The 23,003-nt window shown below is 56.9% G+C and carries 20 protein-coding genes; 10 read left to right on the forward strand and 10 right to left on the reverse strand.

What is annotated here, in order from left to right; translation table 11 throughout:
• Positions 1 to 14: 14 nt before the first annotated feature.
• The 3 genes from sdhA to sdhC are packed head-to-tail and all read right to left on the reverse strand — an operon-like array spanning position 15 to position 2,526.
• Positions 15 to 1,781: a succinate dehydrogenase flavoprotein subunit gene (sdhA, locus tag ADJ24_RS03435; protein WP_023310789.1), complete on the reverse strand. Its 1,767-nt coding sequence runs from the start codon at positions 1,779 to 1,781 to the stop codon at positions 15 to 17.
• A complete protein-coding gene (sdhD, locus tag ADJ24_RS03440) occupies positions 1,781 to 2,128 on the reverse strand; it encodes a succinate dehydrogenase membrane anchor subunit (protein ID WP_008501088.1) in 348 nt (115 codons plus the stop codon). Before sdhD ends, sdhA begins: the two co-directional genes overlap by 1 nt.
• Positions 2,122 to 2,526 carry a succinate dehydrogenase cytochrome b556 subunit gene (sdhC, locus tag ADJ24_RS03445; protein WP_020684965.1) on the reverse strand — a complete coding sequence of 135 codons (405 nt, stop codon included), beginning with the start codon at positions 2,524 to 2,526 and terminating at the stop codon, positions 2,122 to 2,124. The genes sdhD and sdhC overlap by 7 nt, the downstream gene beginning before the upstream one ends.
• Positions 2,527 to 3,165: 639 nt before the next feature.
• Here sdhC and ADJ24_RS03450 point away from each other — a divergent pair.
• On the forward strand, positions 3,166 to 4,449 hold the full coding sequence (locus tag ADJ24_RS03450) for a citrate synthase (RefSeq protein WP_023310788.1): 1,284 nt from the start codon (positions 3,166 to 3,168) through the stop codon (positions 4,447 to 4,449).
• A 99-nt stretch (positions 4,450 to 4,548) separates the two neighbouring features.
• On the opposite strand, the gene nei is transcribed toward ADJ24_RS03450, so the two are convergent.
• The 7 genes from nei to ADJ24_RS03485 form a co-directional block, all read right to left on the reverse strand.
• Positions 4,549 to 5,340: an endonuclease VIII gene (gene nei, locus ADJ24_RS03455; protein WP_023310787.1), complete on the reverse strand. Its 792-nt coding sequence runs from the start codon at positions 5,338 to 5,340 to the stop codon at positions 4,549 to 4,551.
• A 19-nt stretch (positions 5,341 to 5,359) separates the two neighbouring features.
• A complete protein-coding gene (gene pxpA / locus ADJ24_RS03460) occupies positions 5,360 to 6,100 on the reverse strand; it encodes a 5-oxoprolinase subunit PxpA (RefSeq protein ID WP_023310786.1) in 741 nt (246 codons plus the stop codon).
• On the reverse strand, positions 6,087 to 7,019 hold the full coding sequence (gene pxpC / locus ADJ24_RS03465; protein WP_023310785.1) for a 5-oxoprolinase subunit PxpC: 933 nt from the start codon (positions 7,017 to 7,019) through the stop codon (positions 6,087 to 6,089). The genes pxpA and pxpC overlap by 14 nt, the downstream gene beginning before the upstream one ends.
• Positions 7,013 to 7,669, reverse strand: coding sequence for a 5-oxoprolinase subunit PxpB (gene pxpB, locus ADJ24_RS03470; RefSeq protein WP_023310784.1), 657 nt, complete (start codon positions 7,667 to 7,669; stop codon positions 7,013 to 7,015). Before pxpB ends, pxpC begins: the two co-directional genes overlap by 7 nt.
• A gap of 14 nt (positions 7,670 to 7,683) precedes the next feature.
• On the reverse strand, positions 7,684 to 8,427 hold the full coding sequence (locus tag ADJ24_RS03475) for a type 2 GTP cyclohydrolase I (protein ID WP_023310783.1): 744 nt from the start codon (positions 8,425 to 8,427) through the stop codon (positions 7,684 to 7,686).
• Positions 8,428 to 8,437: 10 nt separating this feature from the next.
• Positions 8,438 to 9,850 carry a deoxyribodipyrimidine photo-lyase gene (gene phrB, locus ADJ24_RS03480; RefSeq protein ID WP_048702138.1) on the reverse strand — a complete coding sequence of 471 codons (1,413 nt, stop codon included), beginning with the start codon at positions 9,848 to 9,850 and terminating at the stop codon, positions 8,438 to 8,440.
• A gap of 598 nt (positions 9,851 to 10,448) precedes the next feature.
• Entirely contained in the window at positions 10,449 to 10,655 is a 207-nt protein-coding gene (locus ADJ24_RS03485) for a YbfA family protein (protein ID WP_023310781.1), read from the reverse strand.
• Between the two features lie 309 nt (positions 10,656 to 10,964).
• Here ADJ24_RS03485 and kdpF point away from each other — a divergent pair, with 309 nt between their 5' ends.
• From kdpF to potE, 9 genes are all read left to right on the forward strand, one after another.
• Positions 10,965 to 11,054: a K(+)-transporting ATPase subunit F gene (gene kdpF / locus ADJ24_RS24770; RefSeq protein WP_014069365.1), complete on the forward strand. Its 90-nt coding sequence runs from the start codon at positions 10,965 to 10,967 to the stop codon at positions 11,052 to 11,054.
• A complete protein-coding gene (gene kdpA, locus ADJ24_RS03495) occupies positions 11,054 to 12,733 on the forward strand; it encodes a potassium-transporting ATPase subunit KdpA (RefSeq protein ID WP_023310780.1) in 1,680 nt (559 codons plus the stop codon). The genes kdpF and kdpA overlap by 1 nt, the downstream gene beginning before the upstream one ends.
• 18 nt (positions 12,734 to 12,751) lie before the next feature.
• Complete coding sequence (gene kdpB, locus ADJ24_RS03500; protein WP_023310779.1) at positions 12,752 to 14,800, forward strand: potassium-transporting ATPase subunit KdpB; 2,049 nt, start codon at positions 12,752 to 12,754, stop codon at positions 14,798 to 14,800.
• Between the two features lie 12 nt (positions 14,801 to 14,812).
• Entirely contained in the window at positions 14,813 to 15,388 is a 576-nt protein-coding gene (gene kdpC / locus ADJ24_RS03505) for a potassium-transporting ATPase subunit KdpC (RefSeq protein ID WP_023310778.1), read from the forward strand.
• Positions 15,389 to 18,076, forward strand: coding sequence for a two-component system sensor histidine kinase KdpD (gene kdpD, locus ADJ24_RS03510; protein WP_023310777.1), 2,688 nt, complete (start codon positions 15,389 to 15,391; stop codon positions 18,074 to 18,076).
• On the forward strand, positions 18,073 to 18,750 hold the full coding sequence (kdpE, locus tag ADJ24_RS03515; protein ID WP_008501074.1) for a two-component system response regulator KdpE: 678 nt from the start codon (positions 18,073 to 18,075) through the stop codon (positions 18,748 to 18,750). Before kdpD ends, kdpE begins: the two co-directional genes overlap by 4 nt.
• A gap of 279 nt (positions 18,751 to 19,029) precedes the next feature.
• Positions 19,030 to 19,134 (forward strand): leader peptide SpeFL, encoded by a 105-nt coding sequence (speFL, locus tag ADJ24_RS23845; RefSeq protein WP_003858645.1) that lies wholly within the window; start codon positions 19,030 to 19,032, stop codon positions 19,132 to 19,134.
• Positions 19,135 to 19,388: 254 nt separating this feature from the next.
• Positions 19,389 to 21,587 (forward strand): ornithine decarboxylase SpeF, encoded by a 2,199-nt coding sequence (gene speF / locus ADJ24_RS03520; protein ID WP_023310776.1) that lies wholly within the window; start codon positions 19,389 to 19,391, stop codon positions 21,585 to 21,587.
• Positions 21,584 to 22,897, forward strand: coding sequence for a putrescine-ornithine antiporter (potE, locus tag ADJ24_RS03525; protein WP_023310775.1), 1,314 nt, complete (start codon positions 21,584 to 21,586; stop codon positions 22,895 to 22,897). Before speF ends, potE begins: the two co-directional genes overlap by 4 nt.
• Positions 22,898 to 23,003: the final 106 nt, after the last annotated feature.

Below are 23,003 nucleotides of genomic sequence, written 5' to 3' on the forward strand. Positions count from 1 at the left end.
ATCCTGTCTCCGCATTAGTAAGTACGAATCTTCGGCGGGAACGCCGGACGCAGTTTCGGTTCCATGTTGACGCTACGACGCGTCATGGATTCCGACTCTGGCAGATACAGGGAATGGCACAGCCAGTTTTCGTCATCACGATCCGGGAAGTCGAAGCGGCTATGCGCGCCACGGCTTTCGGTACGGAAGTTTGCCGACATCGCCGTCGCGAACGCGGTTTCCATCAGGTTATCCAGCTCCAGGCACTCAACGCGCTGGGTGTTGAATTCGCTGGAGGTGTCGTCCAGACGGGCATTTTTCAGACGCTCGCGGATCGCTTTCAGCTGCTCAAGACCTTTGGCCATCGCGTCGCCTTCACGGAATACCGAGAAGTTGTGCTGCATACATTCCTGCAGCGCTTTACGGATTTCCACCGGATCTTCGCCGTTGCGGTTACCGTTCCAGCGGTTGAGACGCTCAAGAGAGGCATCAATTTCGTCGTCGGTCGCGTCACGCAGCGCGCCCTGCTCGGCAATAGATTCCTGCAGATGCAGGCCCACCGCACGACCAAACACCACCAGGTCCAGCAGGGAGTTGCCGCCCAGACGGTTTGCACCGTGTACGGATACGCAGGCAATTTCGCCTACCGCGAACAGGCCAGGAATAACCACGTCTTCGCCCTGCTCGTTTACGGTCAGCGCCTGACCGGTCACTTTGGTCGGAATACCGCCCATCATGTAGTGGCAGGTTGGGATAACCGGAATCGGCTCTTTCACCGGGTCGACGTGTGCGAAGGTGCGGGACAGTTCCAGGATGCCCGGCAGACGGGACTCCAGAACTTCTTTACCCAGGTGGTCGAGCTTCAGCTTCGCGTGTGGACCCCATGGGCCGTCACAGCCGCGGCCTTCACGGATTTCGATCATGATGGAACGCGCCACCACGTCACGACCCGCCAGGTCTTTCGCATTCGGGGCATAACGCTCCATGAAGCGCTCGCCGTGTTTGTTCAGCAGGTAGCCACCTTCACCGCGGCAGCCTTCTGTTACCAGAACGCCCGCACCGGCGATACCGGTTGGGTGGAACTGCCACATTTCCATATCCTGCACCGGCACGCCCGCGCGGATAGCCATACCGACACCGTCACCGGTGTTGATGTGGGCGTTGGTGGTGGACTGATAGATACGGCCTGCACCGCCGGTAGCCAGCACGGTAGCACGGGCTTTGAAGTAAACCACTTCACCGGTTTCGATGCACAGCGCGGTACAGCCGACGATTGCGCCATCGGCGTTTTTCACCAGATCCAGCGCGTACCACTCGGAGAAGATGGTGGTATGGTTTTTCAGGTTCTGCTGATACAGGGTGTGCAGCAGTGCGTGACCGGTACGGTCAGCCGCCGCCGCGGTGCGTGCCGCCTGCTCACCGCCGAAGTTTTTCGACTGGCCGCCAAACGGACGCTGATAGATGGTGCCATTTTCCAGACGGGAGAACGGCAGACCCATGTGGTCCAGCTCCAGAATCGCTTCCGGGCCGGTTTTACACATATATTCGATGGCATCCTGGTCGCCGATGTAGTCGGAACCTTTTACCGTGTCGTACATATGCCATTCCCAGTTATCTTCATGGGAATTACCCAGCGCAACGGTGATACCGCCCTGCGCAGACACAGTGTGGGAACGGGTCGGGAAAACTTTAGAGAGCAGCGCACAGGTCTGGCCGCTCTGGGAAATTTGCAGTGCGGCACGCATACCTGCGCCACCGGCACCAATTACAACAGCATCAAATTCTCTGACTGGCAGTTTCATTACACACCCCACACCACAACGAATCCATAAATAACGTAAACCACCAGTGCAACAACAATGGCCAGCTGCAGTGGGAGGCGAATCGCCAGCGGTTTAACGTAATCGGTCAACACCTGCCACATGCCAATCCACGCATGAATAAGGATGGAGAACAGAGCCAGCAGGGTGAACACTTTGGTGAAGGCGGATCCGAAGAACCCACTCCAGATTTCCCACGTCAGCGTGCCGCTGGTAGCGAAGAAACCGATCATATAGATGATGTAAAGAGTGAGAACGATGGCGGTAGCACGGACCAGAATGAAGTCATGTACGCCGTTGCGTCCTAATGCGGAGGCGTTGCTTACCATACGAGAACTCCTGCGAGAAGTGAAAGCACGACAGTAATCACAAATGAAATGTTAGCGGAGCGTTTCCCGGCTTCGAAAGTCTCTTCCAGGTAGCCAAAGTCCATCAGCATATGGCGAACACCCACAACGACGTGGTACGCCAGCGCGGTCAGAATGCCCCACATGATGAATTTCACGAAGAAGCTGTTCATGATGGCAGAGGCCTGGAGGAATCCTTCAGGGGAAGAGAGGCTGGTGCCCAGTAACCACAGCAAAATACCGACCGCCACAAACGTAATCACACCAGAAACGCGGTGCAGAATGGACGCTATTGCTGTTACAGGGAACCGGATCGTTTTGAGATCCAGATTGACAGGTCTTTGTTTTTTCACATTTCTTATCATGAATAACGCCCACATGCTGTTCTTATTGTTTCCTTCCTCCGGACTGCGATGCGGGTCAAGCAGCGTTCCTTTTCTATAACTGCGCGTCATGCAAAACACTGCTTCCAGATGCTTAAACGACACGTTACAACGCTGGGTGGCTCGGGATTGCAGGGTGTTCCGGAGACCTGGCGGCAGTATAGGCCGTTCACAAAATCATTACAATTAACCTACATACAGTTTGTCGGGTTTTCTCTGGAACAGTGATCAGGGTCACGATAACAACATCTTTTTAATTTTTAATCATCTGATTTGACAAATGTTAAACAATATTGTTACAAACGTCATCAGAAAAGGCATATAATGCGCAAAAGTTATGAGGTCTCTCTTTCACCTGACAAATAGTTATGTAACAGTGTGATGGTATTGACCGAAGTTATCAGGACAGTTATTAGTGATATACAGGTTTGAATAATTCGGACTGCAAAAACGCTGATTTGCTGTGGTTTCACTGATATTTCATTCGTTTACCTGCAAGGCGCCATAGCTCTGTACCCTGGTTTGTCCTCGTGAGCTGAGCGGAAAGCCAAATAACAATCTGGTAACGGTGATTAACAGCTGAAAGCAAATCCGGTAAAGCGCAGTCTTAAGCATAAGGCGCTAAGGAGACCGTAAATGGCTGATACAAAGGCAACGCTCACCCTAAATGGTGACACTGCTATTGAACTGGATGTGCTAAAAGGCACGCTCGGTCAGGATGTTATTGATATCCGTACGCTGGGCTCTAAAGGTGTATTCACCTTTGACCCTGGATTTACCTCTACCGCATCTTGCGAATCCAAAATCACCTACATTGACGGTGACGAAGGTATCCTGCTCCATCGCGGCTTCCCCATCGATCAGTTAGCCACCGAATCCAACTATCTGGAAGTGTGCTACATCCTGCTGAACGGAGAAAAACCGACGCAGGCACAGTACGATGAATTCAAAACCACCGTGACCCGTCACACCATGATCCATGAGCAGATTACCCGTCTGTTCCATGCGTTCCGCCGTGACTCTCACCCGATGGCGGTGATGTGCGGTATCACCGGTGCGCTGGCGGCGTTCTACCACGACTCCCTTGACGTGAATAACCCGCGTCACCGTGATATCGCGGCGTTCCGCCTGCTGTCCAAAATGCCGACCATGGCGGCGATGTGCTACAAATACTCCATCGGCCAGCCGTTTGTGTATCCGCGCAATGACCTCTCTTACGCGGGTAACTTCCTGCGCATGATGTTCTCCACACCGTGCGAAGAGTACGAAGTGAACCCGGTGCTGGAACGCGCAATGGACCGTATTCTGATCCTGCACGCTGACCACGAACAAAACGCCTCTACCTCTACCGTCCGTACCGCGGGCTCTTCAGGCGCGAACCCGTTCGCCTGTATCGCTGCGGGCATCGCTTCCCTGTGGGGACCGGCGCACGGCGGCGCGAACGAAGCGGCACTGAAGATGCTGGAAGAGATCAGCACCGTTGAGCACATTCCTGAGTTCGTGCGTCGCGCGAAAGACAAGAATGACTCCTTCCGCCTGATGGGCTTCGGTCACCGTGTTTACAAAAACTACGACCCGCGCGCCACCGTCATGCGTGAAACCTGCCACGAAGTGCTGAAAGAGCTGGGTACCAAAGATGATCTGCTGGAAGTGGCGATGGAGCTGGAACACATCGCACTGAACGACCCGTACTTCATCGAGAAGAAACTCTACCCGAACGTCGATTTCTACTCTGGCATTATTCTGAAAGCGATGGGCATTCCGTCTTCCATGTTCACCGTGATCTTCGCTATGGCCCGTACCGTAGGCTGGATTGCGCACTGGAACGAAATGCACAGCGAAGGCATGAAAATCGCCCGTCCTCGTCAGCTGTATACCGGCTACGAGCAGCGTGATTTTAAGTCTGACCTGAAGCGCTAAAAGATGTTGGGTGCGGCCTGATGCCCTCACCCCGGCCCTCTCCCACAGGGAGAGGGTGAAAACATTAAAAACGGTAACCCAAGGGTTACCGTTTTACTTTTATTTCTGGCAGTGCGGGCACCAGTAAAAAGGTCTGGAAGAGAGCATAATCCTGTCGATAATCCCGCCGCATCGCTCGCACTTCTTCCCCGCCCGATGAAACACCTTGAACCGGAACAGCGCCCCGTGATGCGTGTTCTCATCCGCCACGCCGCGCGTGTTGTACGAGAGCCGGGGAATATCCAGCAGCGCGTGGGACAACGCCTCCAGCTGTTCATCATTCAGCTCAGACGCTTTATGCTGCGCCGCCAGCCCGACTTCCCAGAGGATCTCTACCCGCAGGTAGTTGCCCAGCCCGGCCAGAAAGGCCTGGTCGAGAAACAAACCGGAAAACTGTCGGTTACGAAATTTAGGTGATAACAGCCGGGCCTTCACGTCGCTCGCCGTCAGGCGCATGTCCAGCACGTCCGGCCCGACCCGCTGCAGAAACGGGTGCGTCAGCAGCTGCTCCGGCGTAAGCATTTCGATATCCGACGCGCTATAGAGCAGGATCGCCTTATCCGCCGTTTGCAGCCTGACGCGCAGCACGCGAGTGGTTTGCGGCTGCTCGTCCGCCTCCACCACGCGCCAGACGCCGTAAAGCTGGTTATGGCTATATAACGTCAGGTTATGGGAAAAGTGCGTAAGCAAGGCTTTGCCGCGCGTTTCAATATGGGTCACCGTCTGGCCCACCAGCTGTGATTCAAACGGTTTCAGTTGAGGAAAAGCAAACCAGACATCCGTCAGGGGTTTGCCCTTTATCGCCGCCTCCAGGCTATCCGCCGCGCGGCGGATCTCCGGACCTTCAGGCATTTTTGTGTCCTTATCGTCATTATTCGGCGCTGACGAGGATACTCTCTTCAGAAAACGCTGCCCGCAAGCGGCGCGCGAACTGGAGCGCATGCTCGCCATCGCCGTGTAAACATACCGTATCGGCCTGCACGTTTGCCGGTGTTCCGTCCACGGCGATCACCCGCCCGGCGCGCACCATCTCCAGCGTCTGCGCCAGCGCTTTAGCTTCGTCGGTAATCAGCGCCCCGGCCTGCGTCCGCGGCACCAGGCTTCCGTCCGGCTGGTATCCCCGATCGGCAAACACTTCCTGACGGGTGGTCAGGCCCAGCCGTTCTCCGGCACGAATCAGCTGGCTGCCCGCAAGGCCTACCAGAATCAGCTGCGGATTACAGTCCCGCACCGCCCGGGCAATGGCGTCCGCCAGATCCGCATCTTTAGCCGCCTGGTTGTAGAGCATGCCGTGCGGCTTCACGTGGCGCATCACGCCGTTCTGGGCGCGCACCATCGCCTCCAGCGCGCCGATCTGGTAGAGCACCTGAGCGTAGACCGTCTCAGGGGGAAGATCCATCGCCGTGCGGCCAAAGTTTTCCCGATCGGGAAAGCTGGGGTGAGCCCCAATCGCGACGCCGTTTTTAATGGCATTACGCACGCTCTCCAGCATGGTTTGGGCATCACCCGCGTGAAAGCCGCAGGCGATATTGACCGAGGTGACCAGGGTCATCAGTTCCGAATCAGCGCTGCTTCCCTCCCCCAGATCGGCGTTCAAATCAATCTTTACCATCAAGCCTCCACGCCAGCTGTTCAAGATAACGCTGCTGATCCTGCCGCGCCTTAAGCGCCTCCTCCAGCGAACACTGCACGAAGTGAATCGGCTGGCCGAGGGGAATTTGCGCCAGATGGTAGCGATCCGCTTCAATGATGCAGGCAATGCGCGGATAGCCGCCGGTAGTTTGCGCATCGTTCATTAATACGATGGGCTGACCGTTTCCCGGCACCTGAATAACCCCAGGCAATAAACCGTGGGAAAGCAGCTCCCGGTCCGTCGTGCGGGTCAGCGGCTGCCCCTGAAGGCGGTAGCCCATGCGGTTACTCTGCGGGCTGATCTTCCACGGCGCACGCCAGAAGGACTCTTTAGAAGCCTCGTCAAACTCATGATATTCCGGCCCCGGTAAGGCGCGGATCTGGTTTCCCCACAGCAGCTGTTTTACGCCCTGCGTGGTCGAGAAATGGCGCGCGGAGGGTTTGATTGCCAGCCGATCGCCGTCGCGCAACAAACGTCCTTCGTGACCGCCGATCCCGGCCTTCTGATCGGTACTGGATGAACCCAGCACCTCCGGCACGTCAATGCCGCCAGCCACCGCGAGATAGCTACGCACGCCGTGCAGCGGACGTTTGAGCGTCAGGCGCTGCCCGGCTTTCGCCCGCAGCCGCCAGCCGGTCCACACCGCTTTGCCATCCAGCGTCGCATCACACCCTGCGCCGGTTAAGGCAAACCAGGTTTCCTGACCAAACTCAATCACACACTGACCCAGCGTAATTTCTAGCGCCGCCGTGCTGCCTTCGTTGCCCACAAGCAGGTTGGCAATCTCCAGCGAAGGACGGTCAAGCGCACCGCAGTAGCTCACGCCCGACTGGCGCAGACCAAAGCGACCGGCATCCTGTACGGAGGTGTAAAGCCCGGCGCGAATAAGCGTTAACATACACCCTCCTTCTGCGGAATAAAGCGAAGGGTATCCCCGGGACGCAAGAGTATTGGCGTCTCCAGCCCGGGTTCAAATAACGGTGTAGCGGTATGCCCTATAAGCTGCCAGCCGCCAGGCGATGTCAGCGGATAAACGCCGGTCTGCTCACCGCCGATAGCCACCGTCCCCGCCGGCACGCTCACGCGCGGCTCGGCACGGCGTGGCGTATGCAGCCGGGGAGATAATCCGCCCAGATACGGGAATCCGGGCTGAAACCCAAGGAACCAGACCACGTAGTCAACCGAGCTGTGCAGCTCAACAACCTGCTTTTCTGTTAATCCGCAGTGGTCTGCCACCACGCCAAGATCTGGCCCACCCGTACCGCCATAAACGACCGGGATCTGAATGGCGCGCGACTCCGGTTCCAGCGCCTCGCTCTCTTCCCACCAGCGCTGCAAACGTTCAATGGCATCCAGCGCCAGGGTATGCGGGCTACGCAGCACGACGGTTATGTTATTCATACCCGGAATGGTCTCAACCACTTCAGGCATGTCGGCCAGACGCTGGGTCAGCCGCCAGATACGCTTTTGCGTGGCAAGCGTCACCGGTGGTTCAAGCTCCAGAACCACTGCGGTTTCACCCAGAAGATAACAACGCGCTCGCTGCACTTAACTACCTCTCGTCAGGCTGGGTTAGGGATATCAATAAAGGTCACATCCAGATCGGTATTTTCCGTCAGCCACTCGCTGAGGGCGCGAATGCCGCCGCGCTCGGTGGCGTGATGGCCAGCGGCGTAAAAATGCAGCCCCTGTTCACGCGCCGAGTGAATGGTCTGCTCGGAAACCTCGCCAGTGATAAAGGCATCAACACCGAAGCGCGCGGCGCTGTCGATAAAGCCCTGACCGCCACCGGTACACCATGCGACACGCTTCACCGTATCCGGACCGGTATCACCGCTCCACAGCGGACGACGGCCCAGGCGCGCTTCAATCCACGAGGCCAGCTCCAGCCCCGGAACCGGCATCGCCAGCTCGCCCCACGGCACCAGCGGCTCAATTTCACCCATCACGGTAATCCCCAGTAGCTGCGCCAGCTGGACGTTGTTGCCGAGCTCCGGGTGCGCATCCAGCGGCAGATGGTAGCCGTACAGGTTGATGTCATTAGCCAGCAGCGTTTTCAGGCGATTGCGCTTCATCCCACGAATAATCGGCGATTCGTTTTTCCAGAAGTAACCGTGATGAACAATCACCGCGTCGGCGTTCTGACGAACGGCCTCGTCCAGCAGCGCCTGGCTTGCCGTCACGCCGGTGATAATTTTTTGCACCGTCTCACGGCCTTCAACCTGGAGCCCGTTCGGGCCGTAATCGCTGAAGGAGGTACTGTTCAGTTTTTCGTTAATCAGGCTTTCCAGTTCGCTGTTTTTCATCATCACTCTCTTATGCTTTGCGGGCAGCTTCGTACGCCGCCAGCGTGGCGACACGCGCCTGTTTATGGTCGACAATCGGACGAGGGTAATCCAGCTTTACACGCTGTTTATCCGCCCATGCCCACGGTTCGTGGATCGCTTTAGCAGGTATACCGTTAAGTTCAGGAACCCAGCGGCGGATAAACTCGCCGTCCGCATCAAATTTTTGCCCCTGCGTGGTCGGATTGAAAATCCGGAAATAGGGTGCGGCATCGGTGCCGGTAGAGGCCGCCCACTGCCAGCCGCCGTTATTCGCCGCGAGATCGCCATCGATCAACTGAGAGATAAAATAGCGCTCTCCGATACGCCAGTCGATAAGCAGATCCTTCACCAGAAAGCTGGCGGTAATCATTCGCAGGCGGTTGTGCATCCACCCCGTCTCATTAAGCTGACGCATGGCGGCATCGACTATTGGATAGCCCGTCTGCCCGTTTTGCCAGGCTTTCAGCTGCTTATCATTCGATTGCCACTTTACATTATCGGTCCAGCCAATGAAGGGCCGATGCTTACACAAACCAGGATGAAAGGTCATCAGATGGCGATAAAACTCGCGCCAGATAAGCTCATTCAGCCAGACGGACCCTGCGCCGCCCTCCAACGCCTGCGGCTGCTCCGCCAGCAGACGATGCAAACACTGGCGCGGTGAGATCGCACCCAGCGCCAGACAGGCCGACAGGCGGCTGGTACCCTCGATGGCGGGAAAATCCCGACGCGCGTCGTAACTGGCCGCGTCCTGCTTGCAGAACTGGCGCAGTTGGGCGATGGCAGATTTCTCATCGGCGGGGAACAGCGTTTCATCAAACGGCTGCTGAGGGTAATCAAACGTCAGCTCAGGCAGCTCTTTTATGGCTTCGCCTCGCACGGCAGGCGCGGCAACGCACTCCGGCAGCGCCTCTTTCAGACGTTTGATAAAGGCATTTTTGAACGGAGTAAAAACTTTATACATCTCGTGGTTGCCGGTCATCACGCTGCCCGGTGCCAGCATTACGCTGTCATCAAACCCTTCGCAGACCACCCCTTCCAGCATCTTCTCCAGCTGACGGTCGCGCTGCTGCTCGTTGAATTCGTACTGATAGTTGTAAAAAAGATGCGTGACCTTGTGCTGCTTACAGATCTCCTGCACCGTCTGAAGCTGTGCGGCAAAATCACCCACCTCTTTATAGAGAAGCGGTATGCCTTTTCCAGCGAGGGAGTGCTGCAGATCGTTCAGATACGCCCGGAGCAAGGCCACCTGCCGGGGGGCCATATCGTGCTGCCGCCACTGCTCGGGCGTGGCCATAAACAGTGCCAATACGTTAGCGTCTTTGGCGCGGCAGGCTGCCGCAAGGGCGATGTTGTCATGTACGCGCAGGTCCGCGCGAAACCAAACCAGATGGGTGGGCATAAAACTCCAGGCAATTATCCATTATGTCCGTAAGGGCATGCCGTAAAAGGAAAAAGCATGCATTGAACTACTTTGCCATGAAGTGTAGACGGGATGAAATAAAAAAGGCCGCCCGCGGCGGCCTTGGCGCTACTTGTCCTGCGCTATCGTGGATAAAACGACAAACCCATTCGGCTCATCGCTCTTTACAACGAGTACGCTGGCGACAATGAACGCGATGCAAAAATAGCGTTTCATTATGCGGTCCCTGCTGCTAACCGCTCCACCGTTCACCACCGGTGATAAGTCGGTGGACACAAGCCCGGGTAGGCGGGCTGCTTTACGGCTGTAAATACACCTTTCCCAGGACCGATGCCCATTTGCGAGATGGCGGAAAGGGACGCAGCATCATAATTAACATCCGCTGAGAAGGTAAGATACTCGAATAAAATTAGGAATTTATAAAGGCTTCGAGGGATTGCCATCTGCTTACAGGAGGGTATGATAAAAATCCCGGGTAGGGGCTGCAAAACCACCCAACGGACCGCGAATCCCGAGGGACAAAAAAACCGCCACATTGCTGTTGGCGGTTTTTTTATTGCTATGTGTAGTCTTCGTATCAGTAGAAATCGCAGGTCGCTTTCTCGGCCTGATCCATCCACACCGGCTTCTCGCTGGTTTTCGCCCAGACGCGGTGCAGATAGCTGTAAAAACGTGCACGATCTTTCCAGAACAGCATCACCGGCAGAGCCAGCACGCCAGCCACTACGGCGAAAGCGCGGCGCAAGAACACGATATGAGCCGGATACTCTTTATAAAGATCCATATTTTTCTCCCCTATAGTTGGCCGGAAACGTCATCCGGAAAATTCAAAATCTGTGACCTGGCTAAAATAATATCGCTTTGTTTGTAATTTTACTACTCATCCGACCACTTATTTTTGCCCATTTAGTGAATATTTACATTCTCTCCGTAATTAAGTTACAAAAAAGTTAACGATTTACTTATCAATAGTTAAATTGTGGGCTTTGCCATTTTTATACTTTTTTTACACCCGCCCTCCCCATTTTTGCGAAATCTTTGCGCCGGAAATCCTACCGTTAGTACAACAACGAAAGTCACCCGGAGGTGGATTGTGAGTGCAGGTCTTATTGCCGGCATCGTGCTGGTGTTCCTGTTATTGGGTTATCTGGTCTATGCCCTGATAAATGCGGAGGCCTTCTGATGGCTGCTCAGGCGTTTCTGCTTATTGCCAGCTTCTTAGTGGTACTGTTCATTCTGGCAAGGCCACTGGGATCGGGACTGGCACGATTAATCAACAACGTCCCTTTGCCCGGCACGGGAAGCGTTGAAAAAGGGATCTGGCGCGTACTGGGAATAGACGATCGGGAGATGAGCTGGCGTCAGTATCTGATCGCCATTCTGCTGCTGAATATCGTTGGGCTCATTGCGCTTTTTGCCATGCTGATGTTGCAGGGCATCCTGCCGCTGAATCCGCAACAGTTACCGGGCCTGTCCTGGCATCTTGCGCTGAACACGGCGGTGAGCTTTGTCACTAACACCAACTGGCAGTCCTACGCCGGTGAAACCACGCTGAGCTATTTCAGCCAGATGGTCGGGTTAACCGTGCAAAACTTCCTCTCGGCCGCCAGCGGTATCGCGGTAATCTTCGCGCTGACGCGTGCGTTTGCGCGTCAGAAAATCAATACCCTGGGTAACGCGTGGGTGGACCTGACCCGCATTACGCTGTGGATCCTGCTGCCAATTGCGCTGCTGATCGCGCTGTTCTTCATCCAGCAGGGCACCCTGCAAAACCTGATGCCTTACGCGTCCTATACCTCGCTGGAAGGTGCAAAACAGCTCCTGCCGATGGGGCCTGTAGCGTCACAGGAAGCCATCAAAATGCTCGGGACGAACGGAGGTGGCTTCTTCAACGCCAACTCGTCGCATCCATTTGAAAACCCTACCGCATTGACAAATTATGTGCAGATGCTGGCGATTTTCCTGATCCCCGCCGCGCTCTGCTTTGCCTTTGGTGATGTGGTTAACGATCGCCGTCAGGGCCGCACCTTGCTCTGGACCATGTCTCTGATCTTTGTGGTCTGCGTGGCGCTGGTGATGTGGGCTGAATGGAGCGGCAACAGCCATTTCATGCAGCTGGGGGCCAACAGCAATATCAACATGGAAGGTAAAGAGAGCCGCTTTGGCATTCTCGCCAGCAGCCTGTATGCGGTGGTCACCACGGCGGCCTCGTGCGGGGCAGTCAACGCCATGCACGATTCCTTTACGGCGCTGGGTGGCATGATCCCGATGTGGCTGATGCAGATTGGCGAAGTCGTCTTTGGCGGCGTAGGTTCGGGTCTGTACGGCATGCTGCTGTTCGTGCTGCTGGCGGTGTTTATTGCCGGTTTGATGATTGGCCGCACCCCGGAATACCTCGGTAAAAAAATCGACGTTCGCGAGATGAAATTAACCGCGCTGGCGATTCTGGTCACCCCGGCGCTTGTGCTGCTCGGCACCGCGCTGGCGCTGATGACCGAGGCCGGACGCAGCGGCATCTTTAACCCCGGCATTCACGGTTTTAGTGAAGTGCTGTATGCCGTCTCTTCTGCCGCCAACAACAACGGCAGCGCCTTTGCGGGGTTAAGCGCCAACTCACCGTTCTGGAACTGCCTGCTGGCGTTCTGCATGTTTGTGGGTCGCTTTGGGATCATTGTGCCGGTGTTGGCGATTGCCGGATCGCTGGTGAATAAAAAAATCCAACCGACCACCACCGGGACATTGCCGACCCACGGCGCGCTGTTTATCGGCCTGCTGACGGGTACCGTTTTACTGGTCGGCGCCCTGACCTTTATCCCCGCCCTCGCGTTAGGCCCGGTCGCGGAATACCTCTCTTTACGCTGATTTTGCGGAGAAATTGTCATGAGTCGTAAACAACTGGCCCTGTTCGAACCGTCATTAGTTCGCCAGGCGCTCATGGATGCGGTGAAAAAGCTGAGTCCGCGCGTGCAGTGGCACAACCCGGTGATGTTTATTGTCTGGGCGGGAAGCGTGCTGACCACCGCCCTGGCGATTGCCATGGGTACGGGCCACATGCCGGGAAATGCGATGTTTACCGGCGCCATCAGCCTGTGGCTGTGGTTTACCGTGCTGTTCGCCAACTTTGCGGAAGCGCTGGCGGAAGGCCGGAGTAAAGCCCAGGCCAACAGCTTGAAAGGGGTGAAGAAAACCGCCTTCGCGCGCAAGCTACGTGAACCGAAATACGGCGCGCAGATGGACCACGTTCCGGCGGATGAACTGCGCAAAGGCGATGTGGTGCTGGTGGAAGCCGGGGACATTATCCCTTGCGACGGTGAAGTCATCGAAGGGGGCGCCTCGGTGGACGAAAGCGCCATTACCGGGGAATCCGCGCCGGTTATCCGCGAATCCGGCGGCGATTTCGCCTCCGTGACGGGCGGGACGCGCATTCTCTCCGACTGGCTGGTGATCCAGTGTAGCGTTAACCCGGGGGAAACCTTCCTCGACCGGATGATCGCCATGGTGGAAGGCGCGCAGCGTCGTAAAACGCCGAACGAGATTGCCCTGACCATCCTGCTGGTGGCCCTGACCATCGTCTTCCTGCTGGCAACCGCGACGCTGTGGCCGTTCTCAGCCTATGGCGGCACCGCGGTCACCATCACGGTGCTGGTGGCGCTGCTGGTCTGCCTGATCCCCACCACCATTGGTGGCCTGCTGTCAGCCATCGGCGTAGCCGGCATGAGCCGTATGCTCGGTGCCAACGTCATCGCCACCAGCGGGCGGGCGGTGGAAGCCGCCGGTGACGTGGACGTCTTACTGCTGGATAAAACCGGGACTATTACCCTCGGTAATCGCCAGGCGTCAGATTTCCTGCCCGCCCCGGGCGTGGATGAAAAAACGCTGGCGGATGCCGCACAGCTCTCTTCGCTTGCCGATGAAACCCCGGAAGGCCGCAGTATCGTGATCCTCGCCAAGCAGCGCTTTAACCTGCGCCAGCGCGACGTTCAGAGCCTGCACGCCACTTTCGTGCCCTTCACGGCGCAAACCCGCATGAGCGGCATTAACATTCAGGATCGCATGATCCGTAAAGGCTCTGTTGATGCCATCCGTCGCCACATTGAGGCCAACAATGGCCATTTCCCGCCGGAAGTGGACAGCCTGGTCGAAAGCGTGGCCCGTCAGGGGGCGACGCCGCTGGTGGTGGCCGAGGGCGCACACGTGCTGGGGGTGATTGCCCTGAAGGATATCGTCAAAGGCGGTATCAAGGAGCGCTTTGCCCAGCTGCGTAAAATGGGGATCAAAACGGTGATGATCACCGGGGATAACCGTCTTACCGCCGCGGCGATTGCCGCCGAAGCGGGCGTGGATGATTTTCTTTCCGAAGCCACACCGGAAGCGAAACTGGCGCTGATTCGTCAGTATCAGGCGGAAGGCCGTCTGGTGGCGATGACCGGCGACGGTACCAACGACGCCCCAGCCCTGGCGCAGGCCGACGTGGCGGTGGCGATGAACTCTGGTACCCAGGCGGCAAAAGAGGCGGGCAACATGGTCGACCTCGACTCTAACCCGACCAAGCTGATTGAAGTGGTGCACATCGGCAAGCAGATGCTGATGACGCGCGGGTCGCTGACCACGTTCAGTATCGCCAACGACGTGGCGAAATATTTTGCCATCATTCCGGCGGCGTTTGCTGCGACCTACCCGCAATTAAACGCGTTGAACGTGATGCACCTGCACTCTCCGGCATCGGCCATCCTGAGCGCAGTCATCTTTAACGCTCTGATTATTGTCTTCCTGATCCCGCTCGCGCTGAAGGGCGTGAGCTATAAGCCGCTCACGGCCGCCGCCATGCTGCGCCGCAACCTGTGGATTTACGGGCTGGGCGGGCTGGTGGTGCCCTTCATCGGTATCAAGGTGATCGACCTGCTGTTGACGCTGTTCGGCCTGGTTTAAAAGGTGAATCAAATGACGATGTTACGCCCCGCTATACTTCTGTTTATTCTGCTGTCTCTCATTACCGGCGGGCTGTACCCGCTGGTGACCACCGCGCTGGGCCAGTGGTGGTTTAAGGATCGGGCCAACGGCTCGCTGATTATGCAAAACGGTGAAAACCGCGGTTCGCGCCTGATTGGTCAGAACTTTACGGATGCCCGTTACTTCCAGGGACGCCCTTCCGCCACTGCCGAAAGCCCGTATAATCCGATGGCATCCGGCGGCAGTAACCTGGCGGGCAGCAACCCCGAGCTGGACAAAGCCGTTGCTGAGCGCGTGGCAGCCCTGCGCGCCGCTAATCCGCAGGCCAGCCGTGAGGTGCCCGTAGAGCTGGTGACCGCCTCGGCCAGTGGGCTGGACTACAGCCTGACGCCGGCAGCCGCGGCATGGCAAATCCCGCGCGTCGCCGCGGCCCGTCAGCTGACCGTCGAGCAGGTTAGCCAGCTGGTTGCAGAGCACACGCAAAAGCCGCTGGTCAGCTTTATCGGCATGCCCGTGGTGAATATTGTTGAGCTGAATCTGGCGCTGGACGCGCTAAGGAAAAACTAAATGACCGACGAGCCCATGCGCCCGGATCCGGACAGGCTGCTTGAACAGACGGCCGAAGCCCATCGCGGCAAACTGAAAATTTTCTTTGGCGCCTGCGCAGGCGTCGGGAAAACCTTCGCCATGCTGACGGAAGCCCAGCGGCTTCGGGCGCAGGGGCTCGATATATTGATAGGCGTGGTAGAAACCCACGGACGCAAAGAGACCGCATCGCTGCTGAAGGGGCTGGCCACCCAGCCGCCCCGCCGTATCAGCCACCGCGGTCGGCTAGTCACCGAATTCGATCTCGATGCCGCCCTCGCCCGCCGTCCCGCCCTTATCCTGATGGACGAACTGGCGCACAGCAATGCGCCAGGCTCACGCCATCCAAAACGCTGGCAGGATGTAGAAGAACTACTTGAAGCCGGTATAGATGTATTCACGACGGTTAACGTTCAGCATCTGGAGAGCCTGAACGACGTGGTCAGCGGCGTGACCGGGATTCAGGTGCGCGAGACGGTGCCCGACCCCTTCTTTGATTCTGCCGATGAAGTGGTGCTGGTCGACCTGCCCCCCGACGATTTACGCCAGCGCCTGCATGAAGGCAAAGTCTATATCGCCGGCCAGGCCGAGCGCGCCATCGAGCATTTCTTCCGTAAAGGCAACCTGATTGCCCTGCGCGAGCTGGCCCTGCGTCGTACTGCCGATCGCGTCGACGATCAGATGCGTGCCTGGCGCGATCTGCAGGGCCAGGAGCGCGTCTGGCATACGCGAGATGCCATCCTGCTGTGCGTAGGGCACGGCAGCGGCAATGAAAAGCTTGTCCGCACCGCCGCGCGCCTGGCGGCCAAATTTGGCAGCGTCTGGCATGCGGTGTATGTCGAAACGCCGCAGCTGCACGCGCTGCCCGAGAACCAGCGCCGCGCGATATTGAGTTCGCTTCGCCTGGCGCAGGAGCTGGGTGCCGAAACCGCCACCCTTTCCGACCCTCAGGAAGATAAAGCTATTTTGCGCTACGCCCGTGAGCACAATCTGGGGAAAATCGTGATTGGCCGTCGCCAGCATCGCCGCTGGTTTAGCCGCGAATCGTTTGCCGACAAGCTGGCCCGCCGCGCACCGGATCTGGACCTGGTGATCGTGGCGCTGGATGATAAGCCCACGCCGTTACCCAGCCGCGCGCCGGACAGCCGTGCCTTCAGCGATAAATGGCGCATTCAGCTGCGGGGCTGTCTTGTCGCCGTCGTGCTCTGCGCCCTGATTACCGTGATTGCCAGCCAGTGGCTGATCGCGTTTGATGCCGCCAACCTGGTGATGATCTACCTGCTTGGCGTAGTGGTGGTGGCGCTCTTTTACGGGCGCTGGCCGTCGGTACTGGCGACGGTGATCAACGTCATCAGCTTCGATCTGTTCTTTATTGCTCCGCGAGGGACGCTCGCGGTGTCGGACGTACAGTACATTCTTACCTTCGCGGTGATGCTCACCGTCGGGCTGGTGATCGGGAATCTGACGGCGGGCGTGCGCTACCAGGCGCGTATTGCCCGCTATCGCGAGCAGCGCACGCGCCATCTCTATGAGATGTCGAAATCGCTGGCGGTGGGACGCACGCCGCTGGATATCGTGCAGACCAGCGAGCAGTTTATTCGTTCGACGTTTCATGCCAGCAACCTGATTTTGCTCCCGGACGAACACGGCAAGCTGCGCCCGCTGACGTCGGCCTCAGGCATGACGCCCTGGGACGAAGCCATCGCGCGCTGGAGCTTTGACAAAGGGTTACCTGCGGGCGCAGGGACCGACACCCTGCCCGGCGTGCCCTATCAAATTCTGCCGCTGCGCAGCGCCGATAAAAATCAGGGGCTGGTGATTGTTGAGCCCTCAAACCTGCGCCAGCTGATGATCCCCGAACAGCAGCGGCTGCTGGAGACCTTTACGCTGCTGGTTGCCAGCGCGCTGGAGCGGCTGGCCCTCACCGCCAGCGAAGAACAGGCCCGGCTGGCGAGCGAGCGTGAAAGCATTCGTAACTCGCTGCTGGCGGCGCTCTCTCACGATCTGCGAACCCCGCTCACCGTCCTGTTTGGTCAGTCAGAAATCCTGACGCTGGACCTGGCGGCGGAAGGCTCTAAACACGCGCTTCAGGCCAGCGAGATCCGCCAGCATGTGCTGAATACCACGCGTCTGGTGAATAACCTGCTCGATATGGCGCGTATCCAGTCAGGCGGTTTTAACCTCAAAAAAGAGTGGCTCACGCTTGAAGAGGTGGTGGGCAGCGCCCTGAAAATGCTCGAACCCGGCCTGGGCGGGCGGCATATTGCGCTGAACATGCCCGAGCCCCTGACCTTAATTCACGTTGATGGTCCGCTGTTTGAACGGGTGCTGATCAACCTGCTGGAAAATGCCGGCAAATATGCTGGCGCCAGCGCGCAAATTGGCGTGGATGCGACGGTGGACGACGGCACGCTTCACCTTGACGTCTGGGATACCGGACCCGGCATTCCCGCCGGGCAGGAGTTGGCTATTTTCGAAAAATTCGCACGCGGCAATAAGGAGTCGGCCATTCCGGGCGTGGGGCTGGGGCTGGCGATTTGCCAGGCAATCATTGACGTCCACGGCGGGTCCATCTCTGCAGAGAATCGTCCCGAAGGCGGCGCGCGGTTTTGTGTTACACTTCCTCTTGAAACCCCGCCAGAACTTAATGAATTACCAGAGGATTTGTGATCAACGTTCTGATTGTTGAAGATGAGATCGCCATTAGCCGTTTTCTGCGCGCTGCGCTGGAAGGGGACGGTCTGCGCGTTCATGATGCGGGTACGCTTCAGCGGGGTTTAATTGAAGCCGCCACCCGCAAGCCGGACCTGGTGATCCTCGATCTTGGACTCCCGGACGGCGACGGCATCGATTTTATTCGTGAAGTCCGCCAGTGGAGCCAGATGCCGATCCTCGTGCTCTCCGCGCGTACGGAAGAGACGGATAAAATCGCGGCGCTGGATGCCGGGGCGGATGACTATCTGATTAAACCTTTTGGTATCGGCGAGTTACAGGCTCGCCTTCGCGTGGCGCTGCGTCGCCACAGCGCAACCACGCCTGCTGACCCAACCTACACGTTTGGGGATATCCGGGTTGACCTGGCCGCGCGGCGTATTGTGCGCGGTGAAGAAGAAATCCATCTGACGCCAATAGAATTTCGCCTGCTCGCCGTTCTGCTCAACAACCACGGCAAGGTTCTCACCCAACGCCAGCTGCTAAGTCAGGTGTGGGGGCCCAACGCGGTGGAACATAGTCATTATTTACGCATATATATGGGACATCTTCGTCAGAAACTCGAAGTTGACCCCGCTCGCCCTCGCCATTTATTAACTGAAACCGGTATCGGTTATCGGTTTATGCTTTGAATAACTATTCATTTTATTTTTAAATAAAATCAAAATACCTCAGAAAATATTTCATAAATAACCCATGCATTATTTTTACGGGTTATTCTTGTTCATTTAAAACATTGATAACACAACCTGTTAACGTAACACCAACAAATCAGAATTTTGATCTGCGATATTCATCTAAAACGAATATTTATTTCTGATTTGATCGGTTAACGGTGATCTACCTCACGGTTAATCGCCTTTTCCTGGATAAAATGACCATGCTTTCAATTACTGAAAGGAAAATGAAACATGGAAAACAACAATCGCTTAATGCCCCATATAAGGCGGACAACACATATCATGATGTTTGCCCACCGAAACTGCTTTGACTTTCATCTCTTTAATGCCCGGTAGTCCTTCGACTTCTGGCGCACCCGCTTACAGGTTATCCTGAAACACCTTATTTTACAGGCGATTGCCTGTGAACTCGTGCGCTCATTCATTTTAATTCAGACTCATCCGCACCGGGCGGACTGAATTTCAATCATCAAAAAAGCAATTCACTGATTTTAATCAGCGGCCACCCTTTGCTTTTTTTCCGGTAAATTATCGATTTCTTTCTTGCAGGAAATCGAGGGACGCTTATTACCTAAAATAAAGAGAGAAAGATGAAAAGTTTAAAAATCGCAGCCAGTCGTGCATGTCCGGATTGCTTTACTACCCAGCGTGAACTGGTAGATGTCCGTGCCTCTGATTATATTGATGTTGCCGCCATTGTTCTGGCGGTCACGGATATTGCCAGCGGTATCCTGGACGAAATAGAAGCCACCGGTTTTGGCATTCCTGTTTTTGTCGCGACGCACAAAGAGGAATTCATTCCGGCAGACTATTTATCGCGCATTCACGGCGTATTTGAGTATTCAGACACCAGCAACGACTTTTATGGACGCCAGCTGGAAGCGGCAGCCCAGAAGTATGAAACCCAGCTGCGCCCGCCGTTTTTCCGCGCCCTTGTCGACTATGTGAAACAGGGCAACAGCGCGTTTGACTGCCCGGGGCATCAGGGTGGCCAGTTCTTCCGCCGTCATCCTGCCGGTAATCAGTTTGTCGATTTCTTTGGTGAGACGCTTTTCCGCTCCGACCTGTGTAACGCCGACGTGGCGATGGGCGATCTGCTGATCCACGAAGGCGCGCCGTGCATCGCCCAGCAGCATGCGGCAAAGGTCTTTAATGCCGATAAGACCTACTTCGTGCTGAATGGCACCTCGTCATCCAACAAAGTGGTGCTTAACGCCCTGCTCACCCCGGGCGACCTGGTGCTGTTTGACCGTAACAACCACAAATCTAACCATCACGGTGCCCTCCTCCAGGCTGGCGCAACGCCGGTCTATCTGGAAACCGCGCGCAACCCGTACGGTTTTATTGGCGGCATTGACGCCCACTGTTTTGAAGAAAGTTATCTGCGCGAGCTGGTGGCAGAGGTGGCGCCGGGCCGTGCACGCGATGCGCGTCCGTTCCGTCTGGCGGTGATCCAACTGGGTACCTACGATGGCACCATCTATAACGCCCGTCAGGTGGTGGATAAGATTGGGCATCTGTGTGATTACATCCTGTTTGACTCCGCCTGGGTGGGTTACGAGCAGTTTATTCCGATGATGGCCGACTGCTCTCCGCTACTGCTGGAGCTGAACGAAAACGATCCGGGGATCCTGGTCACCCAGTCCGTGCATAAACAGCAGGCCGGCTTCTCGCAGACCTCGCAAATTCATAAGAAAGACAGCCATATCAAAGGGCAACAGCGCTATGTCCCGCACAAGCGGCTGAACAATGCCTTTATGATGCACGCCTCCACCAGCCCGTTTTATCCGCTGTTCGCTGCGCTGGACATTAACGCCCGTATGCATGAAGGCCAGAGCGGCCGCAACATGTGGATGGATTGCGTGGTGAACGGTATCGAAGCGCGCAAGCTGATCCTGGAGAACTGCCGGTATCTGCGCCCCTTCGTGCCGGAAACGGTGGATGGCCGCCCGTGGGAAAGCTGGGACACGGCGGAAATTGCGACCGATCTGCGCTTCTTCCACTTCGTACCGGGTGAAAACTGGCACGCTTTTGAAGGCTACGCTGAGCATCAGTATTTTATCGACCCGTGCAAGCTCCTGCTGACCACACCGGGCATCAACGCCCGCACCGGGGAGTATGACGACTTCGGCGTGCCCGCCACTATCCTTGCCAACTTCCTGCGTGAAAACGGCATCGTGCCGGAAAAATGCGATCTCAACTCGATCCTGTTCCTGCTCACGCCTGCGGAAGATATGGGCAAACTGCAGCAGCTGGTGGCGCAGCTGGTGCGCTTCGAAAAACTGCTCGAGAGCGATGTTCCGCTGAAAGACGTCCTGCCTTCTCTCTTTAAACAGCATCCGGAACGTTACGCGGATTACACCCTGCGCCAGATCTGCCAGGAGATGCATGACCTGTACGCCCGCCACAACGTGAAACAGCTGCAGAAAGAGATGTTCCGCAAGTCTCACTTCCCGCGCGTGATGATGAACCCGCAGGACGCGAACTACGCCTATCTGCGCGGTGAAGTTGAACTGGTCTCCCTGCGCGACGCGGAAGGCCGCATCGCCGCCGAAGGTGCGCTCCCTTATCCACCGGGGGTATTGTGCGTGGTTCCAGGGGAAGTCTGGGGCGGTTCCGTGCTGCGCTACTTTGCCGCGCTGGAAGAAGGCATCAACCTTCTGCCGGGCTTCGCGCCGGAGCTGCAGGGTGTGTACGTCGAGGAGTGTGAGGGTCGCAAACAGGTTCGCTGTAACGTCATCAAACAACCCGCCGCTCAGCCCGCGCTGCTGAAAGGAGAGAAATTATGAGTAAGTCCAATAAGATGGGCGTGATGCAGCTGACCATCCTCACCATGGTGAACATGATGGGCTCCGGGATTATCATGCTGCCCACCAAACTGGCAGAGGTGGGCACCATCTCTATCATCTCCTGGCTGGTGACGGCAGTCGGTTCAATGGCGCTGGCGTGGGCGTTCGCCAAGTGCGGGATGTTCAGCCGTAAGTCAGGCGGCATGGGCGGCTATGCCGAATACGCCTTTGGCAAGTCGGGCAACTTTATGGCCAACTACACCTACGGCGTGTCGCTGCTGATCGCCAACGTGGCGATTGCCATCTCCGCCGTGGGCTACGGTACGGAGCTGTTTGGCGCAACGCTCAGTCCTGTGCAAATTGGGCTGGCGACCATCGGCGTGCTGTGGATCTGTACCGTGGCTAACTTTGGCGGCGCGCGTATCACCGGACAGCTATCCAGCATCACCGTCTGGGGCGTGATTATCCCGGTTGTCGGCCTGTGCATCATCGGCTGGTTCTGGTTTAGCCCGACGCTCTACGCCAACTCCTGGAACCCGCACCATGTGCCGTTCTTTACCGCGGTCGGCTCTTCTATCGCCATGACGCTCTGGGCCTTCCTGGGTCTGGAATCCGCCTGCGCGAACGCGGAAGTGGTAGAGAATCCTGAAAAGAACGTGCCGATTGCGGTCCTCGGCGGCACGCTGGGCGCGGCGGTGATCTATATCGTCTCGACTAACGTGATTGCCGGGATTGTGCCAAACATGGATCTGGCAAACTCTACGGCGCCGTTTGGGCTGGCCTTCGCGCAGATGTTCACCCCGGAAGTCGGGAAGGTGATTATGGGGCTGATGGTGATGTCCTGCTGCGGTTCACTCCTCGGCTGGCAGTTCACCATCGCACAGGTGTTTAAATCCTCGGCTGATGAAGGTTACTTCCCAAAAATCTTCTCCCGCGTGACCAAAGCGGATGCGCCGGTGCAGGGCATGCTGGCGATTGTCATCTTCCAGAGTGGATTGTCGCTGATGACTATTAGCCCGTCGCTGAACAGCCAGTTCAACGTGCTGGTCAACCTGGCGGTGGTGACGAACATCATTCCGTATATTCTGTCGATGGCAGCGCTGGTGATCATCCAGAAGGTGGCGAAGGTGGATCCCCGCAAAGCGCGTGCGGCCAATATCGTGGCGCTGATTGGGGCAATCTACAGCTTCTATGCGCTCTACTCATCCGGCCAGGAAGCGATGCTCTACGGGGCAATGGTGACCTTTATGGGCTGGACGCTGTACGGTCTGGTGTCACCACGGTTTGAATTGAAGAATAAGCATAGTTAAAAAAAGCCCGGTGGCTCTAGCGCTTACCGGGCCTTCGAGGTCAAAGCAAAACGGCAACCCATGGGTTGCCGTTTTTAGTGTTTTCTCCCTCTCCCTATGGGAGAGG

Source organism: Enterobacter sp. 940_PEND, assembly GCF_001059415.1.
GTDB lineage: Bacteria > Pseudomonadota > Gammaproteobacteria > Enterobacterales > Enterobacteriaceae > Enterobacter > Enterobacter cloacae_M.